This is a genomic window from Kitasatospora sp. NPDC087861 (assembly GCF_044742585.1).
GTDB lineage: Bacteria > Actinomycetota > Actinomycetes > Streptomycetales > Streptomycetaceae > Kitasatospora.
This window is the reverse complement of record NZ_JBIUUS010000080.1, coordinates 1-9876: the sequence shown is the minus strand read 5'-3', so window position 1 is coordinate 9876 and position 9876 is coordinate 1. Positions and strand designations below refer to the sequence as shown.

Below are 9876 nucleotides of genomic sequence, written 5' to 3'. Positions count from 1 at the left end.
ACCGATCGGCGCGGGCTTGGCGGCCTGGTCGACGTCGTCACGGCGGTACAGCGGGCGGCGGCTCGGAGTGCTCATCCCAGGACCGTACCGGCCGTCACGTGACGGTCACGTGACGATGGGAGCCCACTGTCACGTGACCGTCACGTGACGGCCGTGGTGCGGCGCCTACCGGCTCGACGGGCGGGCACCTGGGAGCCTGGCCGGATGGACGAGACGACGGAGCGAACGTGCCCGGTGTGCGGCGCGACGTTCTCAGCGAGGGCGGATAGCAGGCGGATGTACGACCGGCGGTCCTGCCGACAGCGGGCCTACGAGGCCCGGCAGATCGAGGCCGCTGTCGCGCGCGCTCGGACGGTGGCACCCGTGGTCAAAACGGCGCCCGCGGCTGTGCCACCACAGCCGCCGGCCGAACCCGCCGGGCGACCGAAGCGAGGACTCCCCCGTGTCACCAGAGCCGACCTACTGGCCCGGGCACGGGCCGAGCGTGACCCGCTTACTGGGCCCAGTAAGCACTAACTCGCTACCGGCTTCAGGGCAGCAAAAAGGCCGCCAGAAGGCGGCCTCGTATCGTCGCGGAGTGACGATACCTTAGCCCTCCCTCCGCCGTTATCAGCTCATGAGCGACGACGATTTGCAGGACTGGGAGCGCGTCTGCGCGCTGGCGGACAGGTGGCTCGCGGACCCCGAGACGGCGCGATTCGGCGCCGCGCTGTACGCCGCGATGAACGGCGATCCGGAGCATGTGTCTGAGGTGTGACCGACCTGGGGCAGCTCGAAGTGTCAGAGGTGTGACCAACTTCGATCTTGGTTTTTGTTCGCAAGAATCGGCAGCACTTCACCGGGCCTGAGCGGAGTGCAAGAGGTGTGCCGTACTTCCGGGTGGTCGACTGCCCTACACCTCTTGCATCTTCGACGCGGGGGTCCGTCGGGTCGTGATGCAAGGGTGTGTCGCCCAAATTCATCATCACCTCGGTGCGGAGCGGCCGGTCGACGGCGGCCAAGGCGCGCGCACGTCGCACGCGCACGTGAGGGACCGGTCCTGGTGGTGCCAGCCGGTACGTGAACCTGATGACGTACGGCACGTGATCCGGCGGTCGTCGACGAGTCAGGCCGGGCTCGATCCGGGCCGCCAGGAGTCGGCCGGGCTCGAATCCGCGGCTGTCGAAGAACGGGTTCGTCTGGCCCCACCCGGCGCCGGCCTTTCCACGCTCGACTGGCCATCGTCCGTGACACCAAGGCGGGGGCCGGTGAAGTTCCCCGGTGGGCGGCAGCTTCGCCGAATCACGGCTGCCGGGGGTCCCGACCATCTCGCCAGGCGTGCACGATCCGCGCGCGGCCGGTGAGGGACCCCCAGAGGCCGTGATATCGCCCCTGGGTGCCGTCCGCCGGGGAACTTCACCTGGACCGCGCCCAGCCCCGACGCACGCCGAGCCGGAGAGCCGGACCCCCAGTTCCCCGGAGGTGGCCCGTCGGAGACATGTCCCTGAGCCGCGCTGACGCTCCCTCCGGTGGCAGGGACCGGGCGAGCCGGGGCGGAGACAGGAGGCGGCCCGGGCCGGGCCGCCGGAGGGCTTGAACCAGTAGAGAAAGTTGTAACGCGGAAGCGCCCCCGTCTCGGGCTGAGATGGGGGCGCTTCGAGTTCCGGGCCGGTCAGTTCAGCGGGACTCGTCGGGGTACCAGGTGTAGGCCAGGCTCCAGAGGTGGGTCGGCATCACGTGGACCGTGGTCTCCACGGTGGTGCCGTCCTCGGCGTAGGCACTGTGGGTCAGCTCGTACACGCGGTGGTCCTCGCTGAGGCCGAGGAACTCCTGTTCCTCCGCCGTCGGGGGGCGGACGTCGATCTCCTCGCGCATGAGGTCCTGGCCGTGGCCCGCCTGCGCCATGCGGCTGATGATGCCGCCGGTGCCGGTGTCCTGACCCTTCACGTCGGACTCTTGGGCGACGGCCTTGGGGACCGTGGTCACCGCGATCTGCACCGGCACGTCGTCGGCCCACATCTTGCGGGCACGGATAGTGGCGTCGTCGGTCTCGGTGACCGTGGTCTCCCAACGGGGCTCGTAGCCGTGCTCCCGCACCTCCACGTCGAAGGCCCCGCGCCCCCTCTCGCGGTAGGTCGCCTCGTAGCGCTGAGGGACAGCGCGGCGGATCTTCTGGGGGATGCGAGTCACGTGGGTTCCTTGGGTCGTCATGGTGATCAGTCCTTCGGCGGCCAGCACACGGAGCGCCTTCTCGGCGGTGCCCTGGCTCACCTCCAGCTCGGTGGCGAGTTCCTTACCGGTCGGCAGACGCTCGCCGGGGGCGTACTCCCCTCCGGCAATGCGTCCCCGCATCGTGTCGGCGACGCGCCGGTACTCGGGGCGCTTCGGTGTGTTCGTCATAGAACGGACGTTAGCGCCGTCAGCACGAAGACGCAATCCATCAGAGCGCCTTGACGTTCTGTCAGAACGAGTCCACTCTTGGAGAGCACCAAGCCCGCCGGGTCACCGGATGGGGCTCAGCCTCGCCATGGGGAGACACCACGATGGTCAACACCTCGAAGAACGCCACCGCTGGCTTCGACGCCTACGCTCCGGGCTTCGCGGCGAAGTTCGAGCCGACGCTCAACGTGAACGTGGGCGGCGGTCAGCCGCAGGCGCCGGCCGGGAACGGCCAGCCGCAGAACGCCCCGCACTTCATCCTCGGAGAGCCGGTCTTCGACAGCACCGAGGACGTCCGGATCTACTGCAACAGCGTGCGGGCGGCTATGACGCAGATGGCCATCGAGCTGGCCATCGCCGGGAAGATCCTGGAGGCCCGCCTGTCCCAGGCGCGCCGCCTCCCCGGTGACCACATCGGAGCCGCCCGTCTCCGGGCCCGCCGCGTCGCCGGGAAGCTCCTGCGGACCGCCGACGCGATGACCAACGGCGCGAAGAACGCGGTCGCCGCGCACGCCGCCCTTCAGCGCGAGTACTCGGACCTGATCCAGCCGCGTCCCCAGCGGCAGGCCACCACCTCCCCCTTCAAGTTCTAGGCCCGGAAGGGGATCAGGCTCATGTCCGAGAAGACCACCGAGCACGAGAAGCACGAGCAGCGGCTCAACTCCAGCGCGGCCTCGAACGTCGGTGCCTGGCTGGCGCACCGCAGCAAGCCGTACCTCCCGGCCTGGATCGGCACCGCCGGTGTCGGCGTGGCCGGTGTCGCGGCGAACCTGGCCTGGGAGGGCTCGACGGCGGCGGCCGTCGGTCTGACGCTCTCCTCCGGCGCGCTGACCGCCGCGTCCTGGTGGGCCGGATCGGGCATGAGCAAGGCCCGCCGGGTGCACCTCGCGGTGACCACCGGCCTGGCGTCGGCCTGGATCACCGGGGCGGCCCTGGCGGGCCCGACGGCCGGGCCGCTGCCGGACGTCTACCTGATGGGCGGCCCGGTCGTCGCCCTCTCCTGGAACGTGCGTCAGCTCACCAGGGGCGGTGACAAGCAGGAGGGCGGCGAGCGCGACGCCAGCCTGCTGGAGAAGGTAGGCCTGGCCAAGGCGAAGCTCGGCGCGGCCAAGGTGGAGCCCAACAGGGTGACCGTGCCGATCGCTCTGCCGGCCGGAGAGCTGACCAACCAGGACGTCGCGAAGGCGATGCCACTGATGGCCTCCGCCCTCGACGTGCCGCCGTCGGCGATCCGCTTCCAGCCGGACCCGGACTCGGCCCGGCGCGGGGTGTTCGTGATCGTGCCGACCGACATGCTCAAGGACCCGACCCGGTGGCCCGGCCCCTCGGCCCCCGGCGACTCGATCGCCGCCCCGCTGCGGATCGGCGTCTACGACGACGGGTCCGCCCTGCTCCTGCCGCTGCTGGACGCCATCCACCTGCTGATCATGGGGATGACCGGCTCCGGCAAGACCGAGGGCGCCCTCGATGTGCTGCTGGAGGTCCTGACCCGCTGCGACGTCACGGTCTGGCTGTCCGACGCGGCCAAGGCCGGGCAGGACTTCATGCCGCTCGCCCCGGCCATGGACTGGTGCGCCTTCGACATGCCGTCGACCATGGCGATGGTCGCCGCCGTCCAGGCCGCCATCCCCGCCCGGACGAAGTGGCTGCGGGACCACGGCTACCGGGCGTGGGAGCCCGCCGCCGCCCAGCGCCAGACCAACAAGGCCCACTCCTGCAAGAAGCTCAAGGCCTGCGGCTGCGAGGGGCTGCCGTACCTCCTCGCCTGGATCGAGGAGGCGGCCAAGCCGCTGCGGGAGATGGGCGAGGACGCCTTCACCGGCGTCGCCCAGGAGGCCCGCTCGGCCGGGGTCTCCCTGGTCATCTCCATGCAGCGCGCCTCCGGCTATCAGCTCTCCACCGACACCCGAGCCTCGCTCCCGGCCGCGATGTGCTTCGGCGTGCGGGGCGACGACGCGCAGTTCGCCCTGCCGGAGGAGGTGCTGGACGCGGGGGCGAACCCGGCGGCCTGGGGCAACAAGCGCAAGGGCTACGTCTACGCCGTGTCGGCCGGCATCGACGAGGACATGCACGCGAACCCGGCCCGGACGTACTGGACCGGCACGGCCGCTGACTACGTCGAGCTGGCCGAGTGGGTCGTCGGCACCTTCGCGGCCGTCCGGCGCCCGACCGACCCGATCACCGCCGCCGCCGCCGAGCAGGCGGTAGGCGCCTACTTCACCGACCGCCAGGCCCGCGCGGGTCTCGGCGACACCCAGCAGACGGAGACCTCCGTGTACCTGCCCGACCAGACCCCCGGCGCCGACGACCAGGACGGCGGCATCCCCGTCGACCCCGAGGACGAGGGCATCGACCCGACCGCTGAGATCCCCCCGGCCGGAGACCCGGTCGCCCTTCCCCCGCTGAAGCTGAGCCCGGAGGAGGCCCGGGGGATGCTGCTGACGATCGTGGAGACGCTGGCGAGCATCGCCCCCGGCACGGTCGCGGTGCGCGACCTCGCCCCGTACCTCGGCCAGATCACCCGCGACCGGTCGTGGGTCTCCAAGGAGATGAAGAAGCTCGCGGAGGAGGGGCGCCTGGCCCCCACCGGCACCGACGGCGTCTACCGCCTCGTGCCCGCTCTCGCCGGAGCGTAGGACTGCCCGCACACCGGCACACCCCGCACAGCCGCACAGCGCGAATTCCCACATCACGCGGGGTGTGAAGGGGGCCGCACAGCCCCCGCACACCCCGCCGCACACCGACCGCACAGGGAGGAGCCACCACCATGTGGCAGAGCATCATCACCATCGCCGGGACCCTCGCCGGAGCCGTCACCGCCGGGCTGATCCAGCAGAGCGGCGCCCGCACCGAGCGGACCGCCGGCCGCACCGAGGCCCGCCGCTCCGAGCGCATCGAGGCCGTCACCGCGCTCCTGGTCGCGCTCGCTGATCACCGCCGCGCGATGACCTTGCGCGAGGAAATCCGGCTGACGAAGGGCGCCGACTCCCCCGAGTACGCCGCCGCCCGCGTGGTCAGCCACGAGACCCGCGCGGCGATCACCGTCCCGCACGCCACCCTCTCGATCCTCGTGCCCGCCCTCGCCGACTCGGCCCAGGCCGCCGTCGACGCGGTCTACCGAATCCGCGGCGTCGAGCACGCGGGCTACCTGGAGGCCGCCCGGTTCGAGGCGGTGGAGACCTCCGACCGCCTGGTCGCCGCCGCCGCCCAGCTCGCCTGACCCCCACCCATACGAAGAGCCGCCCCGAGGCAACGGGACGGCTCCAGCGCCCACGGAGGCACCCGTGAACACCCCCCAGTATGGCCACCCGATCGACACCGCCGACCTCCTCGCCGCCCTGATCCCGGACACCCCGGCCGGGCTGACCCCCGCGCCCGCCCCGGCCGTGTCGCCCGTGTCGGCCGCGCCGCTGACGGTCGCGTACCTGCCGAGCGGTCAGCCGGTCTACGTCCCCGTTCCGATCCCGACCACCCTCCCCGCGGCTCCGGCCGCCGCCCCGGCCGGGCCGGTCGTGCCGCGCTGGGCGGTCGGCACAGCCGTCGCCTCCGTCGGCATCGGCGCGGGCACCTGGATGCTGTCGGCCGCCCTCGGCCTCCTCGCCGACGGCGTCGCCGCACTCGCGGCCGGCGCCGCCGCCGGACTGCCCCTGCTTCTCCTCGCCGGGGTCGCCGTCGCGGCTGCCGCCGGTCGACGCGGCCGGTCCGGCACGGGCGGCACGGCCGCCGTGTCGGTGACACAGACCGTCACCCAGACCATCCGGATTGGGGCGTGACCACCATGCAGAAGCGCCACCTGAGCAAGGGCACCCGCGCCGTCTTCGGCCTGCTGTTCGTCGTCTGTGTCGGCGTCGGCGCGGCCGGTGCCATCGGGACCTACTCCAACGCGACGAAGGTCCTCGACTCCGACACGGCCATCGGCGTCGTCGCCGGAGGAGAGGGCGCGATCCTCGTCCTCGGCCTCACGATGCTCGGCCTCACGCTCATCCAGCGGCCCTACCCGGCCGCCATGCGTGTCGGCCTGATCGGCATCCCAGTCGTCGCCGCCGCCGCCGGGGTCGTGATGGCCCAGACGGCGGCGGCCCGGGTGGCCTACGGCGTGTCTCCGCTGGCCATGACGGCGGCGGCCGAACTGGCGGGCCTGCTCGCACGCTCGATCGTCGTCCACCGGACGGGTGTTGACGCCGAGGCCGACCGCCGTACCGGCGACGCGCTCCGGATGGTCGAGTGGCACCGGGCCCGGGCCGAGCGTCACCCGGACGAGCGAGTGCGTCAGCGCTCCGAGCGGGCGGCCTGGCGCCTCGCCCGGCGGATCGGCGCGGGCGACACGCGCCTCGGCACGGCCCTGCCGGACGCCTACGCCGAGCGGACCGCCACCGCCGCCGTCGCCGCCCTCGACAGCCTGTACGGCCGGACCCAGGCCCCGGCCGAGCCCGCCGTCGACACGGCCGTGTCGGCCGCCCCGGAGCCGGTGTCGGCACTCCCGACCGCTCCCGTTGAGATCGCCGCCCCGGCGCCGGAACCCGAGCCCACCGTCGAGCCTGAGGTCGAGCCGGACGCCGAGCCCGAGCCCGAGCCGGAGGCCGAGGCCCCAGCCGACACGGCCGACACGGCCACCGACGCGCCCGCGTCGCCCGAGCCGGGCGCCCCGCTGAGCGACGTCGAGCTGGACGTCGTGGTCCACATGATCCGCACCGAGACCGACCCGCCCCGCAGCCTCCGCGCGATGGAGGCCCGGTTCCGAGAGCTGGGCTACGTCGCCGGTGCCGCCAGGCTCCGCCAGGCCTGGGACCGCGTCACCGTCGTCCCGGCCGAGCTTCCCGGCCAGACGTCGATCACCGACCTCGACTGACCATCCGGACCGCCAGGGTCGCCTCCACCGCCCGCCGGTGGAGACGGCCCCGGCCGCCCGGCCGACCCGATCGCCGCCACCCCGGCCTGGACCGCCGTCATGGCCCGCGCCGACCGCACCTGCGAGTGCACCGGCGCCTGCGGCAACCGACACAGCAAGAGCGGGCTCCGTTGCAACGTCCGCCACGGCCAGTACCTCAAGGGCCACAAGGGGCCGGTCCGCTTGACCGTCGGCCAGCCGGACCTGACCGACCGTGAAGCCGCGGCCCTCCCGCCGGCCGACCTCCGGGCCTGGTGCCCGTCCTGCTGGCGCGGCGCCGACCGCCGCCGCCGGGCCGCCCGTGCCGCGCTCAACAGCCGACACGACACGGCCGACACGCTGTTCTGACACGGCAAGGGGCCCGGACCGCATCCTCGGTCCGGGCCCCCACGAACATCACGCCGTCTCAGCGGCGAGTTCCTGCCCCAGCACCCCGCCGAGTGAGGCAGGATCAGGGGATCACAAGTCCAGAAACGGCTGAAGGCCCGGGTTCCTAGGCCCGGACCTTCGATGTAGCCGAACCTCGTCATCTCTCACAACTCCGAGGTCCTGTTGCCCAGCGTACGAGACCGTTCCATCCCCGCGCCACCGCTACCCGGCGAGTCGCCGACCAGCGTGGCGCGTTCTGCTGTCCCGGCCCCGGCCACCCCCACTGAGCGGGACGCCGCGTGGGCCGAGCTCGACCGCCAGGCCGCCGCCGCCCGTGACCGTCGCCGGGCCGCGAAGCAGGCCCGCGAAGCCGCGGTTACGGCATCCTCGGCCACCCCCACCGACGAGCGTCTCGGTACTGGGGTAACAGAGTTTCCCCCCTCGCCCGCCATCGCGGGTGTCACGGTGGCTCCCACCAGCGGAAACGCGTGGAAGAAGCGCCGCGCGGACCGGTACGCATCGCGTCGGCTGCTGTGGCGCTGGAGCGCCCTCGGACCGGTCCGCGCGTGCGGCCGGGGCGTCGTCGACCACGAGCAGGGCGTGGTCCTCAAGGTCGGCGCCGACGGCCGCTCGCACGCGAGCGGGCTGACCACCTGCAAATCCATCTGGGCCTGCCCGGTCTGCCAGGCCGTCATCCGTGCCGAGCGCGCGAACGACATCAGCGAGGGAGCCGCCCGGCACGTCGCGAACGGCGGGACCGCCTACCTCGTCACCCTCACCGCCCGGCACTACAAGCGCCACGCCCTCGAAGACCTCCGCAAGGCCATGAGCCGGGCCTACAAGGCGCTCATCAGCGGTGCCCAGTGGGCCGGGGACCCGACCCGGGGCCGGGAGGGCGAGCGGGCCCGCATGGGCGTCCTCGGCGTCATGCGCTCGGTCGAGGTCACCTGGGGCGAGAACGGGTGGCACCCGCACCTCCACCTGGTTGTCCTCCTCGGCGGCGTCCGGCCCCAGCACGCCCTGACCGACCGCGAGCGAGGCCTCGACGACGAGGACCAGGAGGCCGAGCTGGCGGAGATCGGCCCGCAGCCCGTGGCGTACTTCCGCGTCCCCGACCCCGGCCTGAGCAAGGCCGACCGCGCCAAGCTCTCCCCGGCGGAGGCGGTGGTGCTCGGCGACTTCGAGCGGATGCAGGCCCGGTGGCTCCGAATCTGGCAGGCCTGGCTGGCCAAGGAGGGGTTCCGCCCCAACGCCAAGCGCGCCATCAGCTGGGACCGGCTGGAGCGAGTCGCCGACGCGAAAAAGGCCGGCGCCTATGTCGCCAAGACCCAGGACGACCCGAACGGGAAGAAGCGCGGCCGAGCGGCGGGCAACGAGCTGGCCCGCCTCGACATGAAGTCCGCCCGCCGGATCGGCAACCTGACCCCGATGGAGATCCTCCAGGAGGCCCGCCGCCTCCAGTCCGAGCCCACCGAGCAGGACATCGCCGCCGGGGTCGAGAAGCGCGTCGCCCAGCTGCACGCCGTGTGGCTGGAGTACGAGTCCGCCACCCGGGGCTGGCGGGCGATCGAGTGGACCCGGGGCCTTCGCGTTGCCCTCGGCATGACCGAGGAGAAGACCGACGACGAGGTGATGGAGGCCGAGGCGACCGGGGAGGCGTACGGCTTCCTCGACACCGAGTCCTGGCGCCGGATCTGCCGCCTCAACATGGACACGCAGGTGCACGAGGCGTATGAGGAGGGCGGGATCGCCGCGCTGGTCCGGCTCCTCACCAGCGTGCACCTGATCCTCGGCCAGCCGACGCTGCGGACGTACGACGAGGAGGGGCCGGACGGGACAGTCCGGACCGTGACGGTGCCCGACGTCGCGCCTGCGGTCGAGGCCGACTAGGCCACTGTGAGCCAAGGAACTTCCCACATGTGGGAAGTTCCTTGGCCCGCAAGGTCACCTTGACCACTAACTTGCTCCGCCTCCGGCGGCCGGTTCGGCCGGCAGAAACCCGCGCCCGAGAGGGCGCCGCCCCGGCTGCTCGGCCTGCTCCTGGTGGACGTCGACGATGGCGGCCTGGCCGCTGAGAACCGCGGCTTCAATCGGCAGTCGCCGGGAACCGATCGGCGCGGGCTTGGCGGCCTGGTCGACGTCGTCACGGCGGTACAGCGGGCGGCGGCTCGGAGTGCTCATCCCAGGACCGTACCGGCCGT

10 protein-coding genes are annotated in these 9876 nt (G+C 72.7%); 8 read left to right on the top strand and 2 right to left on the bottom strand.

Annotated features, from left to right (window positions below; all coding sequences use genetic code 11):
* Positions 1 to 616 precede the first annotated feature (616 nt).
* Positions 617 to 757, top strand: a complete 141-nt coding sequence (locus ACIOJE_RS40760) for a hypothetical protein (protein ID WP_400783694.1) — start codon at positions 617 to 619, stop codon at positions 755 to 757.
* An 899-nt stretch (positions 758 to 1656) separates the two neighbouring features.
* Here the strand turns inward: ACIOJE_RS40760 and ACIOJE_RS40755 are convergent.
* Complete coding sequence (locus ACIOJE_RS40755) at positions 1657 to 2379, bottom strand: GntR family transcriptional regulator (protein ID WP_400783690.1); 723 nt, start codon at positions 2377 to 2379, stop codon at positions 1657 to 1659.
* Between the two features lie 143 nt (positions 2380 to 2522).
* On the opposite strand from ACIOJE_RS40755, the gene traA reads away from it, so the two are divergent.
* From traA to ACIOJE_RS40720, 7 genes are all read left to right on the top strand, one after another.
* A complete protein-coding gene (gene traA / locus ACIOJE_RS40750) occupies positions 2523 to 3011 on the top strand; it encodes a plasmid transfer protein TraA (protein ID WP_400783687.1) in 489 nt (162 codons plus the stop codon).
* A gap of 21 nt (positions 3012 to 3032) precedes the next feature.
* On the top strand, positions 3033 to 5054 hold the full coding sequence (locus ACIOJE_RS40745) for a sporulation protein SsgA (protein WP_400783685.1): 2022 nt from the start codon (positions 3033 to 3035) through the stop codon (positions 5052 to 5054).
* Between the two features lie 131 nt (positions 5055 to 5185).
* Positions 5186 to 5638, top strand: a complete 453-nt coding sequence (locus tag ACIOJE_RS40740; RefSeq protein ID WP_400783683.1) for a protein kilB — start codon at positions 5186 to 5188, stop codon at positions 5636 to 5638.
* A 64-nt stretch (positions 5639 to 5702) separates the two neighbouring features.
* A complete protein-coding gene (locus tag ACIOJE_RS40735) occupies positions 5703 to 6191 on the top strand; it encodes a hypothetical protein (RefSeq protein WP_400783681.1) in 489 nt (162 codons plus the stop codon).
* Positions 6188 to 7267, top strand: a complete 1080-nt coding sequence (locus tag ACIOJE_RS40730) for a hypothetical protein (RefSeq protein ID WP_400783679.1) — start codon at positions 6188 to 6190, stop codon at positions 7265 to 7267. The genes ACIOJE_RS40735 and ACIOJE_RS40730 overlap by 4 nt, the downstream gene beginning before the upstream one ends.
* Positions 7268 to 7366: 99 nt before the next feature.
* Positions 7367 to 7654 carry a hypothetical protein gene (locus ACIOJE_RS40725; RefSeq protein ID WP_400783677.1) on the top strand — a complete coding sequence of 96 codons (288 nt, stop codon included), beginning with the start codon at positions 7367 to 7369 and terminating at the stop codon, positions 7652 to 7654.
* A gap of 486 nt (positions 7655 to 8140) precedes the next feature.
* Entirely contained in the window at positions 8141 to 9565 is a 1425-nt protein-coding gene (locus ACIOJE_RS40720; protein WP_400783674.1) for a protein rep, read from the top strand.
* Positions 9566 to 9631: 66 nt separating this feature from the next.
* Here ACIOJE_RS40720 and ACIOJE_RS40715 read toward each other — a convergent pair whose 3' ends face one another.
* Entirely contained in the window at positions 9632 to 9856 is a 225-nt protein-coding gene (locus ACIOJE_RS40715) for a hypothetical protein (protein WP_400783672.1), read from the bottom strand.
* Between the last annotated feature and the right edge of the window lie 20 nt (positions 9857 to 9876).